Source organism: Pseudomonas sp. LBUM1666, from assembly GCF_059695775.1.
The window spans coordinates 827,644-849,574 of the sequence record NZ_CP166789.1; the positions used below are offsets into that span (position 1 = coordinate 827,644).

A 21,931-nucleotide genomic window follows, 5' to 3' on the forward strand; every position below is an offset into this window, starting at 1 on the left:
CATGCTTTGGCAACTGACTCAGGTGTTGTGGGTTGGTGGTCTGTGGCTGTTGCACATCGGTCTGCTGCCGGTGCTGGGCAAAATTGGCCTGGCGCCGCTGCTGATCGACGAAATCGCAGGCATGCTTGATGCGCTGATGGTGGGGTTCGCCGCGGCGTGTGTGATTTTTCAGGCTTTGGTGCTGGTTCAGGCCGAGGGCCTTGCCAGTCTATGGCGCGATATTCGCGGGCAACTGCTGCTGATGGCGCTGTATGCGTGTGCGATGTATGTCGCGGTGCGTATCGGCTGGCCGGATGCCGTGCGTTGGCAGGTGTTCAGCTATCTTGTTCTGGGCTTTTCCGGGCTGGTGCTGGTGTTGCAGCCGGTGCCTGGATGGAGTGGCAGGGTGCGCGAAGCACACCCTTGACCCTTGTCATCACTTGAAGCGATGGATGTTCGACAGCTGCTTGTTGACGCTGAAGTTCTTGCGGTAAATCAGTGCCATCTTGCCGATGACCTGAACCAGGTCCGCTTTGCCGACCTTGCACAGTTCTGCAATGTTCGCCAGGCGCGACTCGCGATCGAGGATGTTGAGCTTGATTTTAATCAGCTCGTGATCCGCCAAAGCGCGTTCAAGTTCGGCTAACACACCTTCAGTCAAACCGTTGTCAGCCACAGTCAAAACTGGTTTCAGATGGTGGCCAATGGATTTGTACTGTTTCTTCTGCTCTTGAGTGAGCGGCATAATCTGACCCTTTAGTCTGGATTCTGTAAAATGGCGGCCATTTTACCCGAGGGTTCGTGGATCCGCCCAATTAATCACGACCCTTATCATCGAGGTGCCCAATGGCGCGTTCCAAGACAAGCCTTGGTTGGCTGAAAAGACATGTCAATGATCCCTATGTGAAGCAGGCGCAGAAGGATGGTTACCGCTCGCGTGCGAGTTACAAGCTTCTGGAGGTCCAGGAGAAATACAAGCTGATCCGTCCGGGTATGAGCGTTGTCGACCTGGGTGCGGCGCCCGGCGGCTGGTCGCAGGTCACTAGTCGGCTGATCGGTGGTCAGGGGCGTCTGATCGCCTCGGACATCCTGGAAATGGACAGCATTCCGGACGTGACTTTCATCCAGGGTGACTTCACCCAGGACGAAGTGCTCGCTCAGATCCTTGAAGCCGTGGGTAATTCGCAGGTGGACCTTGTGATTTCCGATATGGCCCCCAATATGAGTGGTACGCCTGAGGTGGACATGCCAAAAGCCATGTTCTTATGTGAGCTGGCTCTTGATCTGGCGGCTCGGATACTCAAGCCGGGTGGTAATTTCGTGATCAAGGTGTTTCAGGGCGAAGGGTTTGATGCTTATGTGAAGGACGCTCGTCAGAAATTCGACAAGGTCCAGATGATCAAGCCCGACTCTTCCCGTGGCAGTTCCCGCGAGCAATACATGCTGGCTTGGGGCTACCGCGGCCGTAGTGAGTAAATCGAGGTTTTTTTGCGGGTCGATAGGATTTTCGTATTTCGCCCTGTGGGGAATAGCGAATATTGTGTAGAAAGTGTTTCACAAAGGGTTACAGACGGCGCCTGCCAGAGCCGTAGGTAATGTAGTAAGTTAGGCCGGTGAATATCATGCGAAGCGCGCGCCATTAGCGGAGCTTGCTTCAGAGGGTAGTTAATTGAACGATATGGCAAAGAATCTGATCCTGTGGTTGATCATCGCGGCTGTCCTGGTGACAGTGATGAACAACTTCTCCAGCCCTAACGAGCCGCAGACCCTCAACTATTCCGACTTCATCCAGCAGGTCAAGGATGGAAAGGTCGAGCGCGTAGCGGTTGACGGCTACGTGATTACCGGCAAACGCAACGATGGCGACAGCTTCAAGACCATTCGTCCGGCAATCCAGGACAACGGTCTGATCGGCGACCTCGTGGACAACCATGTCGTAGTCGAAGGCAAACAGCCTGAACAGCAAAGCATCTGGACTCAGCTCCTGGTTGCAAGCTTCCCGATCCTGGTGATCATCGCCGTGTTCATGTTCTTCATGCGGCAGATGCAGGGCGGCGCCGGTGGCAAGGGCGGACCAATGAGCTTCGGTAAGAGCAAGGCGCGCCTGCTCTCCGAAGATCAGGTGAAAACCACCTTGGGTGACGTTGCCGGTTGTGACGAAGCCAAGGAAGAAGTCGGCGAGTTGGTCGAGTTCCTGCGTGATCCGGGCAAGTTCCAGCGTCTGGGCGGCCGCATTCCACGCGGCGTGCTGATGGTGGGACCTCCAGGTACCGGTAAAACATTGCTGGCCAAAGCGATTGCCGGCGAAGCAAAAGTACCGTTCTTCACCATTTCCGGTTCCGATTTTGTCGAAATGTTCGTCGGTGTCGGTGCCAGCCGTGTTCGTGACATGTTCGAGCAGGCCAAGAAGCACGCGCCATGCATCATCTTCATCGATGAAATCGACGCCGTCGGTCGCCACCGTGGTGCCGGTATGGGCGGCGGTCATGACGAGCGCGAGCAGACTCTCAACCAGTTGCTGGTAGAGATGGACGGCTTCGAAATGAACGACGGCATCATCGTCATCGCTGCAACCAACCGTCCGGACGTACTGGACCCTGCGTTGCTGCGTCCGGGCCGTTTCGACCGTCAGGTTGTCGTCGGTCTGCCGGATATCCGTGGTCGCGAACAGATTCTCAAGGTTCACATGCGAAAAGTGCCAATGGGTGACGATGTCGCTCCGGCCGTGATCGCTCGTGGTACCCCTGGTTTCTCTGGTGCCGACCTGGCTAACCTGGTGAACGAAGCGTCGTTGTTCGCGGCCCGTGCCGGCAAACGCATCGTCGAGATGAAAGAGTTCGAATTGGCCAAAGACAAGATCATGATGGGCGCCGAGCGCAAATCCATGGTCATGTCCGAGAAAGAGAAGCAGAACACCGCTTACCACGAGGCAGGTCACGCTATTGTTGGCCGCGTTGTGCCTGAGCATGACCCGGTCTACAAGGTGTCGATCATCCCGCGCGGTCGTGCGCTGGGTGTAACCATGTTCCTGCCGGAAGAAGATCGCTACAGCCTGTCCAAGCGTGCATTGATCAGTCAGATCTGCTCGTTGTACGGCGGCCGTATTGCTGAAGAAATGACCCTGGGCTTCGACGGCGTCACCACTGGTGCGTCAAACGACATCATGCGTGCCAGCCAGATTGCACGAAACATGGTGACCAAGTGGGGCTTGTCGGAAAAACTCGGCCCGTTGATGTACGCAGAAGAAGAGGGCGAAGTGTTCCTCGGTCGCGGCGGTGGCGGTCAGGGTGCAAGCTTCTCCGGTGAGACAGCCAAGCTGATCGACTCCGAAGTGCGCAGCATCATTGATCAGTGCTACGGCACGGCCAAGCAGATCCTCACCGATAACCGTGACAAGCTCGACGCCATGGCTGATGCCTTGATGAAGTACGAAACGATCGATGCTGATCAGATCGACGACATCATGGCGGGTCGTACGCCTCGCGAACCTCGCGACTGGTCAGGCGGCACCGGTACCTCCGGAACTCCTCCGGTGGCACAGGATCCGCGTCCGGAAACACCGATCGGCGGTCCGGCTGCTGACGTTTAAGGTTTGAAATGACTTCTGTTCAGTCCTCGACCCGGTTGCCTTGCGGCAACCGGGTTCTTGATTTGTCCCTGACGCACGTCATGGGTATTCTCAATGTCACTCCCGATTCCTTCTCTGACGGCGGCCAATATAGTCAGCTCGATGCGGCCTTGCGCCACGCTGAGGCTATGGTGGCGGCCGGCGCGACGTTGATCGATGTCGGTGGCGAATCGACCCGGCCGGGTGCCAGGGTGGTTTCACCGCTGGAAGAGCTTGAGCGCGTAGCTCCGGTCGTCGAGCGAATACACCGCGAGCTGGATGTCATTATCTCGGTCGACACTTCCACGCCAGCTGTCATGCGCGAAGCCGCACGACTTGGCGCGGGGTTGATCAATGACGTGCGTTCGCTGCGGCGCGATGGCGCTCTGGATGCGGCCGCGGCCACTGGCCTGCCGGTCTGTCTGATGCATATGCTCGGTGAGCCGGGAGACATGCAGGACAATCCGCAATATCAGGACGTCACGAAAGAGGTGGGCGAGTTTCTCGCCGAGCGCATGGCTCAGTGTGCGTCGGTAGGAATTACAGCGGACCGGATCATCCTTGATCCGGGCTTTGGCTTCGCAAAAACCTTGCAGCACAATCTAAGCTTGTTCAAACATATGGAGGCCCTGCATGCCTTGGGGCGGCCCCTGTTGGTCGGGGTTTCGCGAAAGAGCATGATAGGTCAGGCATTGAATCGTCCGGTTGGAGAGCGTCTGCATGGTGGTCTGGCACTCGCAGCGCTGGCTTCGGTCAAGGGGGCGCGTATATTGCGCGTCCATGATGTGGCCGAAACCGTCGATGTGGTGCGAATGATCGCCGCAGTAGAATCAGCGGAATAAGAATGATGGAGCACTTATGACTAAGAAATACTTTGGTACCGACGGCATTCGTGGTCGGGTTGGCGAATATCCGATTACTCCTGACTTCATGCTCAAGCTCGGCTGGGCTGCTGGTATGGCGTTCCGCAAAATGGGCGCCTGCAAGGTATTGGTGGGCAAGGACACCCGGATCTCCGGCTATATGTTCGAATCTGCGCTCGAGGCCGGGCTCACTTCGGCAGGTGCTGATGTCATGCTCCTGGGCCCGATGCCGACACCGGCCATCGCCTACCTGACGCGTACCTTCCAGGCCGAAGCGGGCATCGTGATCAGTGCCTCGCACAACCCTCACGATGACAATGGCATCAAGTTTTTCTCCGGGAAGGGCACCAAGCTTCCTGATGAAGTCGAGCATATGATCGAAGAGTTGCTCGACACCCCGATGACCGTGGTTGAGTCGAGCAAGATCGGCAAGGTATCGCGCATTAACGATGCTTCAGGCCGCTATATCGAATTCTGCAAAAGCAGCGTCCCGACTGGCACCAGCTTCGCGGGCCTGAAGATCGTGATCGACTGCGCCCACGGCGCGACCTACAAGGTGGCGCCTAGTGTATTCCGTGAGCTGGGGGCTGATGTCGTTGTACTTTCTGCTCATCCTAACGGCCTGAACATCAATGAAAATTGCGGTTCGACCCATATGGGTCCGCTGCAAGCTGCTGTATTGGCCGAGCATGCTGATTTGGGTATCGCCTTTGACGGTGATGGTGACCGGGTTCAGATGGTTGATCATACCGGTGCTGTTGTCGACGGTGATGAGTTGTTGTTTATCATTGCTCGCGACCTGCATGAGCAGGGCAAGTTGCAGGGCGGTGTGGTCGGTACGCTGATGAGTAACCTGGGGTTGGAATTGGCCCTGGCGGATCTGGCAATTCCTTTTGTGCGGGCCAATGTTGGCGACCGTTACGTAATCTCCGAGTTGCTGGAGCGCAATTGGCTGGTGGGTGGTGAAAATTCGGGGCACATCGTCTGCTTCAACCACACCACCACCGGTGACGCGATCATTGCCGCATTGCAGGTATTGATGGCGCTGAAGACCCGCTCCGAGGGGCTGGCGCAATCGCGTCAGGCGCTGCGCAAGTGCCCTCAGGTGCTGATCAATGTACGATTCGGCGGTGGTGCGAGCCCTCTTGATCATCCGTCCGTCAAAGAGGCAAGTGAGCGTGTTACCAAGGCTATGGCTGGTCGTGGGCGCGTGCTGTTGCGCAAGTCCGGGACGGAGCCGTTGGTGCGGGTCATGGTCGAAGGTGAGGATGAAACACAGGTTCGCGGCTACGCCGAAGAGCTGGCAAAACTGGTTACTGAAGTTTCTGCCTGATTTCGGCTTGCCAGCCATGATTGTGTTGGGTAACATCTGCGCCCACTTTGACCGACGAGGTACAGCATGCGTCGCCCTATGGTAGCTGGTAACTGGAAGATGCACGGTACCCGCGCCAGCGTCGCTGAGCTGATCAATGGCCTTCGTCATCTGGCCTTGCCGAGCGATGTTGATGTAGCGGTATTCCCGCCTTGCTTGCATATCAATCAAGTGATTGATGGCTTGAAGGAAAAGTCGATTTCGGTCGGCTCGCAGAACTCTGCGGTGGAATCCATGCAAGGTGCGTTGACCGGTGAAGTTGCGCCGAGTCAGTTGGTGGATGCAGGTTGTTCCCTGGTGCTTGTCGGGCACTCCGAGCGCCGCCAGATAATGGGTGAGCATGACGGAATGCTGATTCGCAAGTTCGCAGCGGCACAGGCATGTGGCTTGATTCCGGTGTTGTGCGTAGGGGAAACCCTTGAAGAGCGCGAAGCTGGAAAAACTCTTGAGGTTGTCGGGCGTCAGCTAGGCAGTATCATAGAGGAGCTCGGTGTTGGTGCTTTTGCAAAGGCAGTAATCGCTTACGAGCCGGTCTGGGCTATTGGTACCGGGCTGACTGCTTCGCCGCAACAGGCGCAGGATGTGCATGCAGCCATTCGCGCTCAGTTGGCGGCAGAGAATTCTGAGGTCGCGCAAGGTGTGCGGCTTCTATACGGCGGCAGCGTGAAGGCGGCCAATGCGGTCGAACTGTTCGGCATGCCGGATATCGATGGGGGGCTCATTGGTGGAGCGTCCCTGAATGCAGATGAGTTCGGTGCGATTTGTCGCGCCGCGGGAAACTGAAAAAATGCTGGAAACAGTCGTAGTCGTTTTTCATCTGCTGGGTGCATTGGGCGTAGTTGCTCTGGTATTGCTGCAGCAGGGTAAAGGTGCGGATGCTGGCGCGTCTTTCGGAGCAGGTGCTTCAAATACTGTGTTCGGAAGCCAAGGTTCCTCTACCTTTCTTAGTAAGTTTACTGCTATACTTGCCGCCGGTTTCTTCATAACCAGCTTAGGGTTAGGTTACTTTGCTAAAGAGAAGGCTCACCAGCTGACTCAAGTAGGTTTGCCAAACCCAGCGGTATTGGAAGTTCCAAAGCAACAACCGGCTTCTGATGATGTACCGGTGCTTCAAGAGCAAAAGTCGGCTACTCCAGCGACTGACGTACCTCCAGCTCAAGAGCAAAAGTAAGAAGGGTTTCAAACGTAGTATTGCCGAGGTGGTGGAATTGGTAGACACGCAACCTTGAGGTGGTTGTGCCCATAGGGTGTAGGGGTTCGAGTCCCCTTCTCGGTACCAATTATCAGGAGAGCCCGCTGTTGCGGGCTTTCTTGTAGGTGGAAGGTTACATTGACCCTGTCAGGGATCGGTCGTATACTTCCGCCCCAGCTTTGTCGCGGGGTGGAGCAGTCTGGTAGCTCGTCGGGCTCATAACCCGAAGGTCGTCGGTTCAAATCCGGCCCCCGCAACCAGTTTAAGGAGCCCCTTTTAAGGGGCTTTTTGTTAGCTGGACACTTTCAACGCCGCTGTTCGACGGCGTTTCAAGGATGGGCGTTTCGCCCATTTTTTTATTTTGCACAGCATGCACATACATGCACGAGGGGGTTCAGGTGTCGAGCAAGCTAGAAGAGTTGCAGGCCTTGCTGGCCCCGGTGGTCGTGGCCCTAGGCTATGAATGCTGGGGTATTGAGTTTTCGGCTCAAGGTCGCCACTCAATGTTGCGCGTTTATATCGATAAAGAGGGCGGCGTGCTGGTGGACGATTGTGCCATTGTCAGTCGTCAGATCAGCGGTGTTCTGGATGTTGAAGATCCAATCGCCGTTGAATACACCCTTGAAGTTTCCTCGCCTGGCATGGAACGCCCGCTGTTCACTATTGAGCAGTTTGCAAAATTTGCCGGTGAACAAGTGAAGATCAAGCTGCGCTCGCCTTTTGAAGGCCGACGCAACTTTCAGGGCCTTCTGCGCGGTGTAGAAGAGCAGGACGTCGTGGTGCAGGTAGAAGACCATGAGTTCCTGTTGCCGATCGATATGATCGACAAGGCCAACATTATTCCCAGTTTTGACTGAGACGCGGATCCCGCGGATCCAATGGCTTGCGAAAGGCGAGGCGTACGATGAGCAAAGAAGTACTGCTGGTTGTTGAGTCGGTATCCAATGAAAAGGGCGTACCGGCAAACGTAATTTTTGAAGCGCTGGAGCTGGCTCTGGCCACTGCTACCAAAAAACGTTTCGAGGACGAAGTCGATCTGCGTGTGGAAATCAATCGCCACACCGGTGCTTACGAGACATTCCGTCGCTGGACTGTCGTCGAAGAAGCAGACCTGGACGATCCGGCCATCGAAACCTGGCCGAGCAAGGTTGCAGAAACGCATCCTGGTGCTCAGGTTGGTGATGTAGTCGAAGAAAAGATCGAGTCCATTGAGTTCGGCCGCATCGCTGCACAGACTGCCAAGCAAGTCATCGTGCAGAAAGTTCGCGAAGCCGAGCGCGCTCAAGTCGTTGATGCCTATCGCGAGCGCCTGGGAGAAATCATCTCCGGCACCGTGAAGAAAGTGACCCGCGACAACGTGATCGTCGACCTGGGTAACAACGCCGAAGCGTTGCTGGCTCGTGAAGACATCATTTCTCGCGAAACCTTCCGGGTTGGCGTGCGTCTGCGTGCGCTGCTCAAGGAAATCCGCACCGAGAACCGCGGCCCGCAGTTGATCCTGTCGCGTACTGCGCCGGAAATGCTGATCGAGTTGTTCCGCATCGAAGTGCCGGAAATCGCTGAAGGCCTGATCGAAGTAATGGCTGCGTCCCGTGATCCGGGTTCGCGCGCCAAGATCGCGGTCCGCTCCAAGGACAAACGCATCGACCCGCAAGGCGCTTGCATCGGTATGCGCGGTTCGCGCGTCCAGGCAGTGTCGGGTGAGTTGGGCGGTGAGCGTGTGGACATCGTCCTGTGGGACGACAACCCGGCTCAGTTTGTGATCAATGCAATGTCGCCGGCTGAAGTGGCGGCAATTATCGTTGACGAAGATGCCCATGCAATGGACATCGCCGTTGGCGCAGACAATCTGGCTCAGGCCATCGGTCGGGGTGGTCAGAACGTGCGTCTGGCTAGCCAGTTGACTGGCTGGACCCTGAACGTGATGACCGAATCGGACATCCAGGCTAAGCAGCAAGCAGAAACCGGCGACATCCTGCGCAACTTCATCGACGAGCTGGAAGTCGACGAAGACCTGGCACAGGTGCTGGTAGATGAAGGCTTTACCAGCCTGGAAGAGATTGCCTACGTACCGTTGGAAGAAATGCTCAACATCGACGGCTTTGACGAAGAAACCGTCAACGAGCTTCGCGCTCGCGCCAAGGATCGTTTGTTGACCAAAGCCATCGCTACTGAGGAAAAGCTGGCAGACGCCCATCCGGCCGAAGACCTGCTCTCGCTTGAGGGTATGGACAAGGATTTGGCGATGGAACTGGCGGTGCGCGGCGTAATTACCCGCGAAGACCTGGCCGAGCAGTCTATTGACGATCTGCTCGACATCGACGGCATTGACGATGATCGTGCCGGCAAGTTGATCATGGCCGCCCGAGCCCACTGGTTCGAGTAATTAGGCGCGGCCTGAGGAGAGAAGTGCATGACGCAAGTCACGGTGAAACAACTGGCCGATGAGGTCAAAACACCGGTAGAGCGCCTGTTGCAGCAGATGCGTGAGGCAGGTCTGCCGCACACCGCCGCCGATGAAGGTGTGAGCGATAGTGAGAAGCAGTCTTTGCTGACTCACTTGAAGAGCAGCCACAAGGCGAAAGTGGAAGAACCGCGCAAGATTACATTGCAGCGCAAAACCACCAGCACCCTGCGTGTTGCTGGCAGCAAAAGCATCAGCGTTGAAGTACGCAAGAAGAAAGTCTTCGTACAGCGCAGCCCGGAAGAAATCGAAGCCGAGCGCAAACGCGAACTGGAAGAACGTCGCGCAGTCGAAAATGCTGCACGTCAGAAGGCTGAAGAAGAAGCCAAGCGTCGCGCCGAAGAAGAAGCGCGTCGCCAGCCTGCTGCTGCGCAATCCGCTACTAACGACGCCGTTGCAGCACCTGCTGCAGTTGCCGAGCCAGTACGTGAAAGCGCGCCGGTTGTGGCGGCTGCACCAGCGCCGTCTGCCGACGTTCGTAACAAGCCGAACGAACAGCGCCGTCCGGATAAACCACGTGCCGACGATAACAATCGTCGCAGCGGTGGCGGCGACGGCGAGCGCAAAAACGCTCCGCATCGTGCCTCGGTCAAAGAGAAAGCGCCTGCTCCACGCGTTGCCCCACGTACTACCGACGAAGAAAGCGATAGCTTCCGTCGTGGTGGTCGCGGCAAGGCCAAGCTGAAAAAACGCAACGCCCACGGTTTCCAGAGCCCAACCGGCCCTGTCGTGCGTGATGTGCAGATCGGCGAGACCATCACTGTTGGCGATCTCGCGAATCAGATGTCGGTCAAGGCTGCTGAAATCATCAAGTTCATGTTCAAACTGGGTACTCCAGCGACCATCAACCAGGTGCTTGATCAGGAAACTGCTCAACTGGTAGCCGAAGAACTGGGCCACAAAGTGACCCTGGTCAGCGACACCGCCCTGGAAGATTCCCTGGCCGAGTCCCTGAAGTTTGAAGGTGAGACGTTCTCCCGTGCGCCAGTCGTGACCGTAATGGGCCACGTTGACCACGGTAAGACGTCGCTGCTCGACTATATCCGTCGTGCCAAGGTAGCTGCTGGCGAAGCCGGCGGTATCACCCAGCACATCGGTGCGTACCACGTTGAAACTGATCGCGGCATGGTCACTTTCCTCGACACCCCTGGTCACGCCGCGTTTACCGCAATGCGTGCCCGTGGTGCCAAGGCGACTGACATCGTGATCCTGGTCGTTGCAGCGGACGACGGCGTGATGCCGCAGACCATTGAAGCGGTCCAGCACGCAAAGGCTGCCGGTGTTCCACTGGTTGTTGCCGTGAACAAAATCGACAAGCCGGGCGCTGATCTTGATCGCATCCGTAGCGAACTGTCGGTTCACGGCGTGACTTCGGAAGAGTGGGGCGGCGACACCCCGTTCGTATCGGTTTCGGCGAAAGTCGGTACTGGCGTGGACGAGTTGCTCGAAGCTGTTCTGCTGCAAGCTGAAGTTCTGGAACTGAAAGCGACTCCTTCGGCTCCTGGCCGTGGCGTCGTGGTTGAATCGCGTCTCGACAAAGGTCGTGGCCCGGTTGCTACCGTTCTGGTTCAAGACGGTACCCTGCGCCAAGGCGACATGGTGCTGGTCGGTTCGAACTATGGCCGTGTACGTGCCATGCTCGACGAGAACGGCAAGCCAATCAAGGAAGCTGGTCCTTCCATCCCTGTCGAGATCCTCGGCCTGGACGGTACCCCGGACGCTGGCGACGAGATGAGCGTGCTGTCGGACGAGAAGAAAGCCCGTGAAGTGGCTCTGTTCCGTCAAGGCAAGTTCCGCGAAGTCAAACTGGCTCGCGCTCACGCCGGCAAGCTGGAAAACATCTTCGAAAACATGGGTCAGGCAGAGAAGAAGACGCTCAACATCGTCCTCAAATCCGACGTCCGTGGTTCGCTGGAAGCGTTGAACGGTGCCTTGAACGGCCTGGGTAACGACGAAGTGCAAGTGCGTGTTGTCGGTGGCGGTGTCGGTGGTATCACCGAGTCCGACGCCAACCTGGCACTGGCCTCCAACGCTGTACTGTTCGGCTTCAACGTGCGTGCCGATGCTGGCGCTCGCAAGATCGTCGAGCAGGAAGGTCTGGATATGCGTTACTACAACGTGATCTACGACATCATCGAAGACGTCAAGAAAGCCCTCACCGGTATGCTGGGCAGCGATGTTCGCGAGAACATCCTGGGTACTGCTGAAGTGCGTGACGTGTTCCGTTCGCCGAAGTTTGGCGCGATCGCCGGTTGCATGGTTATCGAAGGTGTTGTTCACCGTAACCGTCCAATCCGTGTACTGCGTGAAGACATCGTTATCTTCGAAGGCGAGCTGGAATCCCTGCGTCGCTTCAAGGATGACGCTTCCGAAGTACGTGCCGGCATGGAATGCGGTATCGGCGTCAAGAGCTACAACGACGTCAAAGCTGGCGACAAGATCGAAGTCTACGAGAAGGTACAGGTTGCTCGCAGCCTCTAACTCGCGCACTTCAAGGGCCACGGCGAGCCGCCGCATGCAAGTGCGCGGCACGGCGTCAGGACTCTAAACGCAACGCCCGGTCTGGCTTTTGTCAGGCCGGGCGTTTGCCGCTTTCAGACCCCACGGGTTTCACCGTGTGGCAGTAACAGGTAACAAGACATGGCAAAAGAGTATAGCCGTACCCAACGTATCGGCGATCAGATGCAGCGTGAGCTGGCACAGCTGATCCGTCGTGAAGTCAAAGACCCGCGCGTCGGCCTGGTCACCATTACCGCTGTTGAAGTCAGTCGTGACGTCGGTCACGCCAAGATCTTCATCACCGTGATGGGGCAGGACAACGCCGAAGACATCGCGCAAAGCATCAAGGTGCTCAACTCTGCCGCCGGCTTCCTGCGCATGCAGTTGGCCCGCGAAATGAAGTTGCGCAGCGTTCCACAGCTGCACTTCCACTACGACGAAAGCGTCGTGCGTGGCGCGCATCTGTCGGCCCTGATCGAGCGTGCGGTGGCTGAAGACAATCAGCACCCGGTTGCGGCAGAAGCCGAAGACACCAAGGAGTAATCGGTGGCTCAGGTCAAACGTATCCGTCGTAATGTCAGCGGCATCATCCTGCTCGACAAGCCGCTGGGGTTCACCTCCAACGCAGCGTTGCAGAAGGTCCGCTGGCTGCTGAACGCCGAGAAGGCCGGGCACACCGGCAGTCTCGATCCGCTGGCCACCGGCGTGCTGCCGTTGTGCTTCGGTGAGGCCACCAAGTTTTCGCAATACCTGCTCGATTCTGACAAGGCTTATGAAACCCTGGCGCAACTGGGCAAGACCACCACCACGGCCGATGCCGAGGGTGATGTTTTGCTGGAGCGCCCGGTGACCGTTGGTCGCGCCGATGTCGAAGCAGTACTGCCGAAATTTCGTGGGCAAATCAGTCAGATACCGCCCATGTACTCGGCGCTCAAACGTGATGGCCAGCCGTTGTACAAGCTGGCCCGAGCAGGTGAAGTAGTGGAGCGCGAACCGCGTTCTGTTACTATTACGCGCTTGGAATTACTGGCCTTTGAAGGTGATACTGCGCGGCTTGCAGTGGATTGCACCAAAGGTACCTATATCCGCACCCTGGTGGAGGATATCGGTGAGCAACTCGGTTGTGGCGCATACGTTGCTGAATTGCGACGTACCCAGGCCGGACCTTTCACGCTGGCCCAGACAGTCACGCTGGAAGAGTTGGAAGCGGTACATGCCGAAGGAGGCAACGAAGCGGTCGACCGCTTTTTGATGCCCTCGGACAGCGGCCTGCTGGATTGGCCACTGTTGCAGTTCTCGGAGCACAGCTCGTTCTACTGGCTTAACGGCCAACCGGTACGAGCCCCGGATGCACCGAAGTTCGGCATGGTACGGGTACAGGATCACAATGGTCGCTTCATCGGTATCGGTGAAGTGAGCGAAGACGGGCGCATCGCGCCACGTCGACTAATTCGGTCAGAATGACCGGACGAGGGTGGCTGTTAACAGGCACGGTCACTCCTCATTTTTAGATACAGGGATTTGTCCCTGGCCTGTTGAAGCTGTTTCTTTGAAACAGTTTCCTGATAAAAGGATTGCCTCATGGCTCTCGACGTTCAAGAAAAAGCTCAAATCGTAGCTGACTACCAGCAAGCTGTTGGTGACACTGGTTCGCCAGAAGTGCAAGTTGCACTGCTGACCCACAACATCAACAAGCTGCAAGGTCACTTCAAGATCAACGGTAAAGATCACCACTCCCGTCGTGGTCTGATCCGCATGGTAAACCAGCGTCGTAAGCTGCTGGACTACCTGAAAGGCAAGGATCTGGGTCGTTACCAGGCTCTGATCGGTCGCCTGGGTCTGCGTCGCTAATAAGCGATTGCGCTAGAGGTTGGTTGTCTGTCGTACGTCAGTGGGTTTCCCGCTGGCGCATGGCAGGCTCCCAGCCTCAAGTTTTATCTGGATGCCTGCTTTACCTGGACAATGACAGTCGGGCCGATTCCCGGCGTTGCCCAAGAATTTCGCAAGAAGACAAGTTCCCCAAGAGCCACAAAAGAAGGTAGGACACCGTGAACCCGGTAATCAAAAAATTCCAGTTCGGTCAGTCGACCGTTACCCTCGAGACTGGCCGTATCGCCCGTCAGGCCTCCGGCGCAGTATTGGTCACCGTTGACGACGACGTCAGCGTGTTGGTGACTGTGGTCGGCGCCAAACAAGCCGATCCAGGCAAGGGCTTCTTCCCTCTGTCTGTTCACTACCAGGAAAAAACTTACGCTGCCGGTAAGATCCCTGGCGGTTTCTTCAAGCGTGAAGGCCGTCCTTCCGAGAAAGAAACCCTGACTTCCCGACTGATCGACCGTCCGATCCGTCCGCTGTTCCCAGAAGGCTTCATGAACGAAGTGCAGGTTGTCTGCACCGTCGTTTCCACCAGCAAGAAGACCGATCCGGACATCGCTGCGATGATCGGTACCTCGGCTGCGCTGGCGATCTCCGGCATTCCTTTCGATGGCCCGATCGGCGCTGCCCGCGTTGCGTTCCACGAAAGCACCGGCTACCTGCTGAACCCGACTTACGAACAACAGAAAGCTTCGAGCCTGGACATGGTCGTTGCCGGTACTTCGGAAGCCGTGTTGATGGTTGAATCGGAAGCCAAAGAGCTGACCGAAGACCAGATGCTGGGCGCGGTACTGTTTGCTCACGACGAGTTCCAGGTGGTGATCAACGCCGTCAAAGAACTGGCCGCTGAAGCTGCCAAGCCGACCTGGACCTGGGCTCCACAGCCAGAAGCCACCGCTCTGCTGGGCGCTATCCGTGCCGAGTTCGGCGACGCGATCTCCCAGGCTTACACCATCACCATCAAGGCCGACCGTTACGCTCGCCTGGGTGAGTTGAAAGACCAGGTTGTTGCCAAGCTGTCCGGTGAAGAAGGCCAGCCTTCTTCCAGCGAAGTCAAAGCAGCATTCGGCGAAATCGAATACCGCACCGTTCGCGAAAACATCGTCAATGGCAAGCCACGTATCGACGGCCGCGACACCAAGACCGTACGTCCGCTGAACATCGAAGTTGGTGTTCTGCCCAAGACCCACGGTTCGGCTCTGTTCACCCGTGGCGAAACCCAGGCTCTGGTTGTTGCAACACTGGGCACCGCCCGTGACGCACAGCTGCTGGACACCCTGGAAGGCGAGAAAAAAGACCCGTTCATGCTGCACTACAACTTCCCTCCGTTCTCGGTAGGTGAGTGTGGTCGCATGGGTGGCGCTGGTCGTCGCGAAATCGGTCACGGCCGTCTGGCCCGTCGTTCGATTGCAGCCATGCTGCCTGCTGCCGACGTGTTCCCGTACACCATCCGTGTTGTGTCGGAAATCACCGAGTCCAACGGTTCGAGCTCCATGGCTTCGGTCTGCGGCGCGTCCCTGGCTCTGATGGATGCTGGCGTTCCGATGAAGGCACCAGTTGCCGGTATCGCCATGGGCCTGGTTAAAGAAGGCGAGAAGTTCGCCATCCTGACCGACATCCTGGGTGACGAAGACCACTTGGGCGACATGGACTTCAAAGTAGCCGGTACCGCCAAAGGTGTGACCGCGCTGCAGATGGACATCAAGATCAAAGGCATCACCGAAGAAATCATGGAAATCGCTCTGGGCCAAGCCCTGGAAGCGCGCCTGAACATCCTCGGTCAGATGAACCAGATCATTGGTCAGTCCCGCACCGAACTGTCGGAAAATGCTCCGACCATGATCGCGATGAAAATCGACACCGACAAAATCCGTGATGTCATCGGTAAAGGCGGCGCGACCATTCGTGCGATCTGTGAAGAGACCAAGGCTTCGATCGACATCGAAGACGACGGCTCGATCAAGATCTTCGGCGAAACCAAGGAAGCTGCTGAAGCTGCACGTCAGCGCGTTCTGGGCATCACCGCAGAAGCTGAAATCGGCAAGATCTACGTCGGTAAGGTTGAGCGCATCGTCGACTTCGGCGCATTCGTCAACATCCTGCCGGGCAAGGACGGTCTGGTTCACATCTCCATGTTGAGCGACGCTCGCGTTGAGAAAGTGACCGACATCCTGAAAGAAGGCCAGGAAGTGGAAGTACTGGTACTGGACGTGGACAACCGCGGCCGTATCAAGCTGTCCATCAAAGACGTAGCAGCAGCCAAGGCTTCGGGCGTTTAATCACTCCCCACGCCTGACCGCTTCAACGTTATAAAAAATGCCCCACAGTGAAAGCTGCGGGGCATTTTTTTGCCTGCGAAAAAATGAGACGAGCCATGAAGTTGCCTGACCCCAAAGTCAGTGCTAGGTTTAGCCCACTGCCCGTGTAGCTCAGTTGGTAGAGCAGCGCACTCGTAACGCGAAGGTCGCAGGTTCGATTCCTGTCTCGGGCACGAGCGACACGTTGTTTTCAGATGATCCCGAATGGTTCTGAAGGCCAGACAAACCGGGCTTCGAACGGTTTTTTTGCGTCAGAGAGATCCTTGATGATCCAGATCCATCTTCCATTCCCCAGATCAAAGAGAACGCCATGACCGTTAAAGAATTGACCCAAGAAGCCAGACACGCAGAAGCGCTGAAGAAGTACTTGCTGGATTCGCCCCAGCTAGCCGAAGAGATCAAGGACTTGCCCGCCGACGATCAGAAAGACCAGATCCAGTGGGCATTCGAGGATGAGGCAGAGTCTCAGGGCTTGCAGCCGTGGGAGCTGACGCTCAAGTACACCTCAACCCCTGAAGAGTTCGAGGCTGCGCGCCTTGTTCTGCACAAGGAGGCTGCCGAGGTGTTGGGCGTCGAGTGGGAAGAGTACTGCGAGATGAATAATCTGGTGGTCTGATAAAAGCGCCAGCCTCGCGAGGCTGGCGTTTTTCATTCACACAGGCGTTATCAAAGGCTCAGACGCATCGACAGATCGACAGCCTTCACATCCTTGGTCATCGCACCAATCGAGATGTAATCAACCCCGGTTTCGGCGATCGGTAGCAGCGTGCTTTCGTTGATACCGCCGCTGGCCTCCAGTTTCGCCTTGCCGCCGTTCAGGCGCACGGCTTCGCGCATGTCATCCAGACTCAACTCATCGAGCATGACGATGTCAGCATCGGCCGCCAGGGCTTCCTTCAGCTCCTCCAGGCTTTCCACTTCGATCTCCACCGGTTTGCCTGGGGCAATCTTGTGCGCGGCTTTGATGGCTTCCGGGATGCCACCGCAGGCGGCAATATGGTTTTCCTTGATCAGGAAGGCGTCGTACAGGCCGATGCGGTGGTTATGGCACCCGCCGCAGGTCACGGCGTACTTCTGCGCCAGACGCAGCCCCGGCAAGGTTTTACGAGTGTCGAGCAACTTCACCTGAGTCTTGGCAACGTAATCAGCCAGGTACTGCGCGCGTGTGGCCACGCCAGAAAGCAACTGCAGGAAGTTCAGTGCACTGCGTTCGCCCGTCAGTAGCGAGCGCGCCGGGCCTTCGAGGTGGAACAGCACCTGATTGGGTTTCACCCGCTCGCCATCGCGCACCTCCCAGTGCACCGCAACACGTGGGTCCAGCTGCCGAAACACTGCATCAACCCAGGCTGTGCCGCAGATAACGGCAGCGTCGCGGGTGATGATCGTGGCTTTGGCCAGGCGTTCGGCTGGGATCAGCTGTGCGGTGATGTCGCCGCTGCCGATGTCTTCGAGCAACGCACGGCGCACGTTGGCTTCGATTTCGGCGGTCAAATCGGCGAGACGTAGATTCGGCATAACGGACTCCACAAACAAAGTGGCCCGATTATAGGGCCATGGCGCTGGGCAACCCAAGGCATCAGAGGCGTTTCCATCGCTCTGAAACCTGCATTTGGTCGATTCGCCTGAGCAATCGGCACTAAGTCGGCGTCTGTCATAAGCGTCTATTTCAATGGGAAACGCAGAGTCTGCTGGTAGAGGGGACATCTTTTGCAAGATAATCCGCCTTGCTTTTGACGTCATGGCTTTGACGTGGATTTGGATTGACGACTTCGAAGACTCACCGTTTCAGGAGGCCTGAATGCACAACGACGGGAATGTAGTGCCTTTGCACAAGGTTGCTACCGACCAGGCGACTCACTCGCCGCTCGCCCGCCTGCCTGTGATTCTGCTTCAGGTTCGCGACAAGGCCGCCCAACAGCTCAGGCATGGTTTGCAGGAACTATTCGATAACGCCGACGACACGCTGTTCGAAATGGCCGACCGGGCCCGCAATGACGTCGAACAGAACCTCTTCTTCGAAGCCATGCGCGACTTGCGCCTCAAGCGCAAAAACATCGAACGCGGTTTTCTCGAACAATTCTTCGCGGCTTTTGTCAGCCTCACCCAGTACGAAATCACTCAGTCTGCCTCGCCCCAGGCGTTGGTCTTCGACGCTTCGGTGGCGCTGCCCGATGACGACATGGAGCGTAGCGTGGCGGTGGAGGCGATGGTCAGCAAAGTGCTGAACCGCGACGGATTCGCCCTGGACCAACTGACCGCCCGACTCAGCGCACTGCTGGGCAGGGAACTGCTCGATCTGCACAACCCCATGGGGCCGGCGATGCTCTGCGAGTACTTTTTGCAGGCCGGGCGCAACCTGGGGGTAGAGATCAAGGTCAAGCTGATCATCCTCAAACTGTTCGAGCGCTATGTGCTCAGGGATGCCAATCAGCTCTACGCCGAAGCCAATCAGTTGCTGGTCGCCACCGGTGTGCTGCCCGACCTTAAGCCCGCCCCTGCGCGTCGGGTCATGGATCGTGCGGCGGCCAGCGTCGGAGCTGAATCCGCGCCGGCCAACACTCGCGTCGGTGGCCCGCCGATCGACGACAGTGTGCAGGAAGTCTTCGCGGCGTTGCAGGAGTTGCTGTTTCACGTGCGTGGAAGTGTCGCGCCAACCCTTGAAGCCAGTGCCCAGACACAGCCGATTTCCACCCGCGACCTGCTGCGCCTGCTCTCGCACTTGCAGCAATACGTGCCAGCGCCGGCAGCCCAGGACGACTTCGATCTGCGAAACCAGCTCGAACAACTGCTGACCCGGGTTAGCGTCAAAAGTGGCAAGTCACGCGTGGTCGGGGTGGCTGACGAAGACGTGATCAACCTGATCGCCATGCTCTTCGAATGCATCCTCGATGACCGCAACCTGCCGGACTCGCTCAAGGCGTTGATCGGCCGTTTGCAGATACCGATGCTGAAAGTGGCGGTGCTCGACAAGAGCTTCTTCAGCCGCAGCAGTCACCCGGCCCGACGCCTGCTCAATGAAATCGCCACCGCAGCCATGGGCTGGGGCGAGTGCGATGACCATGAGCGCGACAGCCTGTATCTGCGTATCGAACAAGTGGTGCAACGGTTGCTGAACGATTTTGTCGATGATCCGGCGGTCTTTTCCGAATTGCTCGCGGATTTTCTCGCCTTCACCAGCGACGAGCGCCGTCGCAGTGAACTGCTGGAGCAACGTACCCGTGACGCCGAAGAAGGCCGCGCCAGGACTGAACTGGCCCGTCAGCACGTCGAAGAGGTACTAAATCAGGCCTTGTTGGGCAAAGTATTGCCGCAGCGGGTGGTGGCGTTTGTCCAGGAAGCGTGGAGCCAGGTGCTGCTGCTGACCTGTCTCAAACACGGCGATCAGTCGACCGAGTGGCACGCCGATGTGCAGTCCATGGAGCAATTGATCTGGAGCGTGCAACGTCATGATGAATCCGATGCGAGCCTGCGCTTGTTGGCGCTGGTGCCTGGATTGCTCAAGTCGTTGCGCGACGGGCTGAGCAGTTCGGCCTTCGATCCGTTCGCCACCAGCGAATTTTTCAGTGAGCTGGAAGCCTTGCACGTTCAGCTGTTCGAACGTCCTGGGACAATGTTTGAACGGCCTGTCGATACTCCGGTAATGGTCCAAGTGCTGCAGGAAATCGTCCTGCGAACCGCGGACGAAGGGCCGGTCGAAACGGCGTCAGTGCGCTTGCCGGAGGACGATGCCGGTCTGCTTCAGGTCGATCAACTGCGGTTGGGGTGCTGGGTCGAGTTTCAGGAAGACGAGGAAAACACCCTTCGCTGTAAGCTCGCGGCGATCATTGAAGCCACCGGCAAGTACATTTTCGTCAATCGCACCGGGATGAAAGTGCTGGAGCGCAGCCGCACCGGTCTGGCGCTGGAATTCCGTCGTGGCGCGGTGCGCGCGCTGGACGACACCTTGCTGTTCGACCGGGCGCTGGAGTCGGTGATCGGCAACCTGCGGCGCCTCAATCGCGGCAAGTGATCGCGCCCCGAGGGTCTATCGCGGCATACTGGGCGCCTACACAGTCGTCGTTGAAGGAACCTGTATGCAGTTGGACCCCGCGAGCGGTTGGTGTCAGGGCGTAGATATTTGCCCCTCGCCCAACTTCAATGCGCGCCCCTCGGACGAAATTTCCCTGCTGGTGATCCACAACATCAGTCTGCCGCCTGCGCAATTCGCCACCGGCAAGGTGCAGGAATTTTTCCAGAATCGTCTGGATGTCACGGAGCATCCCTACTTTGAAGGGATCGCCGACCTGCGTGTGTCTGCGCACTTTCTGATCGAACGTGACGGCACCGTCACTCAGTTTGTCTCTTGTCTTGAGCGTGCCTGGCATGCCGGCGTCTCGAGTTTCGAAGGGCGGGAAACCTGTAACGATTTTTCCGTGGGCATTGAACTTGAAGGCACGGATGATCTGCCGTTCACCGACGCTCAGTATCAAGCGTTGACGACCCTGACCCGGCAGCTGCAAAGCGCGTTCACGGCCATCACCGCACAGCGCATTTGCGGGCATAGCGACATCGCACCCGGGCGTAAAACCGATCCTGGGCCTGCGTTCGACTGGGCACGCTATCGCGCCGCCCTGGCTAAAGAGGAACAACAATGAGTTTTCTGGTGTTGCTGTTGGCGGTCTGGATCGAGAAGTTCTCGGCCCTGCGTCATCGGATTCAGCGCGATGGTGGATGGGTTCGTGAGCTGAACAAGCTTGAGGTCAGTCCGCGTCTGGCGAAAAGTCCGTGGCTGATCCTGGTCATACTGGTGTTGTTGCCAGTGGCACTGCTGGGTTTGCTGCTGCTGGTACTGGACCCGGTGGCTTACGGTCTGCTGGCGTTGCCGGTGCATCTGCTGGTGGTGATTTACAGTCTCGGCCGCGGTGATCTGCTGGCCGGTCTCGGGCCGTTTCGCGATGCCTGGCGCCGGGAAGACCTGCAAGCGGCCGCTCATGTAGCGGACCGCGATGTGGGTATCTGCGCCGATAGCGGCGAACAACTGCTGGAACGGGTCGAAGGGCATCTGCTGTGGGAGGCTTATCAGAGCTTTTTCGCGGTGATTTTCTGGTATTTCCTGCTGGGTCCGGTCGCAGCCCTGAGCTATCGACTGCTGGCCCTGGCCGAAGAACACGGGCAGAACCCGGCCGTGGTCCTGCGCGCAGCACAACTGCGTCACGCGTTCGACTGGGTGCCGGTGCGCTTGTTGGCGGCGAGTTTTGCGTTGGTCGGCAACTTTGTCGCGGTCGGCCGAGTGATGCTGCACGAACTGCTGAACTGGAACATCAGCGCCGCGCAATTGATCGAGAAGGTCGGGCTGGTGGCCGGTGAAATTCCAGCGCCGGTGGTCGGGCCCGACGGCATCAACAGCCTCGACCGGATCTGGGAACTGCTGCTGCGCGCGGCGGTGCTCTGGTACGCAGGTTTTGCGTTGTGGACAGTCCTTCCTTAGCTCTGAAGTGGACTCCATTGTGGCGAGGGGGCTTGCCCCCGTTGGGTCGCGAAGCGGCCCCCAGCGTTCGTTCATACAGACCGAGTTCTCTGGATTTACGACTGCTTCGCAGCCGAACGGGGGCAAGCCCCCTCGCCACAGGGATATCAATCGTCCCAAGTGCGCATCCCTCCGTTAACCTTAAGTTACAAAACCTCCCGCCGATTTAAGCTATACAGAGACAGCGCCGAATAGTGGCTATCTGCTGTCGACCCGCGCCTGCCAATAAAAATAAGAAATCAAAGGGAGACTTCCA

At 57.6% G+C, this 21,931-nt stretch carries 20 protein-coding genes and 3 tRNA genes; 21 read left to right on the forward strand and 2 right to left on the reverse strand.

Annotated features, from left to right (window positions below; all coding sequences use genetic code 11):
* Position 1 precedes the first annotated feature (1 nt).
* Positions 2–406 (forward strand): MFS transporter, encoded by a 405-nt coding sequence (locus ACA056_RS03610; protein WP_497270556.1) that lies wholly within the window; start codon positions 2–4, stop codon positions 404–406.
* Positions 407–415: 9 nt separating this feature from the next.
* On the opposite strand, the gene ACA056_RS03615 is transcribed toward ACA056_RS03610, so the two are convergent.
* Positions 416–724: a YhbY family RNA-binding protein gene (locus tag ACA056_RS03615; protein WP_429528765.1), complete on the reverse strand. Its 309-nt coding sequence runs from the start codon at positions 722–724 to the stop codon at positions 416–418.
* A gap of 101 nt (positions 725–825) precedes the next feature.
* On the opposite strand from ACA056_RS03615, the gene rlmE reads away from it, so the two are divergent.
* From rlmE to ACA056_RS03700, 17 genes are all read left to right on the forward strand, one after another.
* On the forward strand, positions 826–1,455 hold the full coding sequence (gene rlmE, locus ACA056_RS03620) for a 23S rRNA (uridine(2552)-2'-O)-methyltransferase RlmE (protein WP_007900501.1): 630 nt from the start codon (positions 826–828) through the stop codon (positions 1,453–1,455).
* Positions 1,456–1,657: 202 nt separating this feature from the next.
* Positions 1,658–3,568: an ATP-dependent zinc metalloprotease FtsH gene (ftsH, locus tag ACA056_RS03625; protein WP_033053619.1), complete on the forward strand. Its 1,911-nt coding sequence runs from the start codon at positions 1,658–1,660 to the stop codon at positions 3,566–3,568.
* Between the two features lie 8 nt (positions 3,569–3,576).
* On the forward strand, positions 3,577–4,428 hold the full coding sequence (folP, locus tag ACA056_RS03630; RefSeq protein ID WP_497270559.1) for a dihydropteroate synthase: 852 nt from the start codon (positions 3,577–3,579) through the stop codon (positions 4,426–4,428).
* A gap of 16 nt (positions 4,429–4,444) precedes the next feature.
* Positions 4,445–5,782, forward strand: a complete 1,338-nt coding sequence (gene glmM, locus ACA056_RS03635; RefSeq protein WP_497270561.1) for a phosphoglucosamine mutase — start codon at positions 4,445–4,447, stop codon at positions 5,780–5,782.
* Positions 5,783–5,848: 66 nt separating this feature from the next.
* On the forward strand, positions 5,849–6,604 hold the full coding sequence (tpiA, locus tag ACA056_RS03640) for a triose-phosphate isomerase (protein WP_497270563.1): 756 nt from the start codon (positions 5,849–5,851) through the stop codon (positions 6,602–6,604).
* Positions 6,605–6,608: 4 nt separating this feature from the next.
* Positions 6,609–6,992 (forward strand): preprotein translocase subunit SecG, encoded by a 384-nt coding sequence (gene secG, locus ACA056_RS03645; RefSeq protein WP_017336473.1) that lies wholly within the window; start codon positions 6,609–6,611, stop codon positions 6,990–6,992.
* 22 nt (positions 6,993–7,014) lie between these two features.
* Positions 7,015–7,100, forward strand: a tRNA-Leu gene (locus tag ACA056_RS03650).
* 96 nt (positions 7,101–7,196) lie between these two features.
* Positions 7,197–7,273, forward strand: a tRNA-Met gene (locus tag ACA056_RS03655).
* A gap of 138 nt (positions 7,274–7,411) precedes the next feature.
* Positions 7,412–7,870: a ribosome maturation factor RimP gene (gene rimP / locus ACA056_RS03660; RefSeq protein ID WP_010463487.1), complete on the forward strand. Its 459-nt coding sequence runs from the start codon at positions 7,412–7,414 to the stop codon at positions 7,868–7,870.
* A 47-nt stretch (positions 7,871–7,917) separates the two neighbouring features.
* The gene (gene nusA, locus ACA056_RS03665; protein WP_008024459.1) at positions 7,918–9,399 is read left to right on the forward strand and encodes a transcription termination factor NusA; all 1,482 of its coding nucleotides are present in this window, start codon (positions 7,918–7,920) and stop codon (positions 9,397–9,399) included.
* A gap of 27 nt (positions 9,400–9,426) precedes the next feature.
* Positions 9,427–11,958 carry a translation initiation factor IF-2 gene (gene infB, locus ACA056_RS03670; RefSeq protein WP_497270566.1) on the forward strand — a complete coding sequence of 844 codons (2,532 nt, stop codon included), beginning with the start codon at positions 9,427–9,429 and terminating at the stop codon, positions 11,956–11,958.
* A gap of 159 nt (positions 11,959–12,117) precedes the next feature.
* Positions 12,118–12,519 (forward strand): 30S ribosome-binding factor RbfA, encoded by a 402-nt coding sequence (gene rbfA, locus ACA056_RS03675; RefSeq protein WP_008149016.1) that lies wholly within the window; start codon positions 12,118–12,120, stop codon positions 12,517–12,519.
* A 3-nt stretch (positions 12,520–12,522) separates the two neighbouring features.
* Positions 12,523–13,440: a tRNA pseudouridine(55) synthase TruB gene (truB, locus tag ACA056_RS03680; RefSeq protein WP_497270568.1), complete on the forward strand. Its 918-nt coding sequence runs from the start codon at positions 12,523–12,525 to the stop codon at positions 13,438–13,440.
* Between the two features lie 117 nt (positions 13,441–13,557).
* On the forward strand, positions 13,558–13,827 hold the full coding sequence (gene rpsO, locus ACA056_RS03685; protein WP_140681637.1) for a 30S ribosomal protein S15: 270 nt from the start codon (positions 13,558–13,560) through the stop codon (positions 13,825–13,827).
* A gap of 197 nt (positions 13,828–14,024) precedes the next feature.
* On the forward strand, positions 14,025–16,130 hold the full coding sequence (gene pnp, locus ACA056_RS03690) for a polyribonucleotide nucleotidyltransferase (protein ID WP_007942868.1): 2,106 nt from the start codon (positions 14,025–14,027) through the stop codon (positions 16,128–16,130).
* 139 nt (positions 16,131–16,269) lie between these two features.
* Positions 16,270–16,342: transfer RNA gene (locus ACA056_RS03695), tRNA-Thr, on the forward strand.
* A 137-nt stretch (positions 16,343–16,479) separates the two neighbouring features.
* Positions 16,480–16,785: a DUF6388 family protein gene (locus ACA056_RS03700; protein WP_111450461.1), complete on the forward strand. Its 306-nt coding sequence runs from the start codon at positions 16,480–16,482 to the stop codon at positions 16,783–16,785.
* A 50-nt stretch (positions 16,786–16,835) separates the two neighbouring features.
* On the opposite strand, the gene nadC is transcribed toward ACA056_RS03700, so the two are convergent.
* Positions 16,836–17,684, reverse strand: a complete 849-nt coding sequence (gene nadC / locus ACA056_RS03705) for a carboxylating nicotinate-nucleotide diphosphorylase (protein ID WP_497270571.1) — start codon at positions 17,682–17,684, stop codon at positions 16,836–16,838.
* 283 nt (positions 17,685–17,967) lie between these two features.
* Between nadC and ACA056_RS03710 the strand changes: the two genes are divergently transcribed.
* The 3 genes from ACA056_RS03710 to ampE all read left to right on the forward strand — a co-directional run bounded on the left by ACA056_RS03710 (position 17,968) and on the right by ampE (position 21,636).
* The gene (locus ACA056_RS03710) at positions 17,968–20,178 is read left to right on the forward strand and encodes a DUF1631 domain-containing protein (protein ID WP_497270573.1); all 2,211 of its coding nucleotides are present in this window, start codon (positions 17,968–17,970) and stop codon (positions 20,176–20,178) included.
* Between the two features lie 64 nt (positions 20,179–20,242).
* On the forward strand, positions 20,243–20,803 hold the full coding sequence (gene ampD / locus ACA056_RS03715) for a 1,6-anhydro-N-acetylmuramyl-L-alanine amidase AmpD (protein WP_008149001.1): 561 nt from the start codon (positions 20,243–20,245) through the stop codon (positions 20,801–20,803).
* Positions 20,800–21,636 (forward strand): regulatory signaling modulator protein AmpE, encoded by an 837-nt coding sequence (ampE, locus tag ACA056_RS03720; RefSeq protein ID WP_497270575.1) that lies wholly within the window; start codon positions 20,800–20,802, stop codon positions 21,634–21,636. The genes ampD and ampE overlap by 4 nt, the downstream gene beginning before the upstream one ends.
* Positions 21,637–21,931 lie beyond the last annotated feature (295 nt).

What these genes read in the sequence shown, in the direction of transcription:
- ACA056_RS03610 (WP_497270556.1), top strand. Translation starts at nt 2, where the DNA reads ATGCTTTGGCAACTGACTCAGGTGTTGTGGGTTGGTGGTCTGTGGCTG.
- ACA056_RS03615 (WP_429528765.1), bottom strand. Translation starts at nt 724, where the DNA reads ATGCCGCTCACTCAAGAGCAGAAGAAACAGTACAAATCCATTGGCCAC.
- rlmE (WP_007900501.1), top strand. Translation starts at nt 826, where the DNA reads ATGGCGCGTTCCAAGACAAGCCTTGGTTGGCTGAAAAGACATGTCAAT.
- ftsH (WP_033053619.1), top strand. Translation starts at nt 1,658, where the DNA reads ATGGCAAAGAATCTGATCCTGTGGTTGATCATCGCGGCTGTCCTGGTG.
- folP (WP_497270559.1), top strand. Translation starts at nt 3,577, where the DNA reads ATGACTTCTGTTCAGTCCTCGACCCGGTTGCCTTGCGGCAACCGGGTT.
- glmM (WP_497270561.1), top strand. Translation starts at nt 4,445, where the DNA reads ATGACTAAGAAATACTTTGGTACCGACGGCATTCGTGGTCGGGTTGGC.
- tpiA (WP_497270563.1), top strand. Translation starts at nt 5,849, where the DNA reads ATGCGTCGCCCTATGGTAGCTGGTAACTGGAAGATGCACGGTACCCGC.
- secG (WP_017336473.1), top strand. Translation starts at nt 6,609, where the DNA reads ATGCTGGAAACAGTCGTAGTCGTTTTTCATCTGCTGGGTGCATTGGGC.
- nusA (WP_008024459.1), top strand. Translation starts at nt 7,918, where the DNA reads ATGAGCAAAGAAGTACTGCTGGTTGTTGAGTCGGTATCCAATGAAAAG.
- infB (WP_497270566.1), top strand. Translation starts at nt 9,427, where the DNA reads ATGACGCAAGTCACGGTGAAACAACTGGCCGATGAGGTCAAAACACCG.
- rbfA (WP_008149016.1), top strand. Translation starts at nt 12,118, where the DNA reads ATGGCAAAAGAGTATAGCCGTACCCAACGTATCGGCGATCAGATGCAG.
- rpsO (WP_140681637.1), top strand. Translation starts at nt 13,558, where the DNA reads ATGGCTCTCGACGTTCAAGAAAAAGCTCAAATCGTAGCTGACTACCAG.
- ACA056_RS03700 (WP_111450461.1), top strand. Translation starts at nt 16,480, where the DNA reads ATGACCGTTAAAGAATTGACCCAAGAAGCCAGACACGCAGAAGCGCTG.
- nadC (WP_497270571.1), bottom strand. Translation starts at nt 17,684, where the DNA reads ATGCCGAATCTACGTCTCGCCGATTTGACCGCCGAAATCGAAGCCAAC.
- ACA056_RS03710 (WP_497270573.1), top strand. Translation starts at nt 17,968, where the DNA reads ATGCACAACGACGGGAATGTAGTGCCTTTGCACAAGGTTGCTACCGAC.
- ampD (WP_008149001.1), top strand. Translation starts at nt 20,243, where the DNA reads ATGCAGTTGGACCCCGCGAGCGGTTGGTGTCAGGGCGTAGATATTTGC.
- ampE (WP_497270575.1), top strand. Translation starts at nt 20,800, where the DNA reads ATGAGTTTTCTGGTGTTGCTGTTGGCGGTCTGGATCGAGAAGTTCTCG.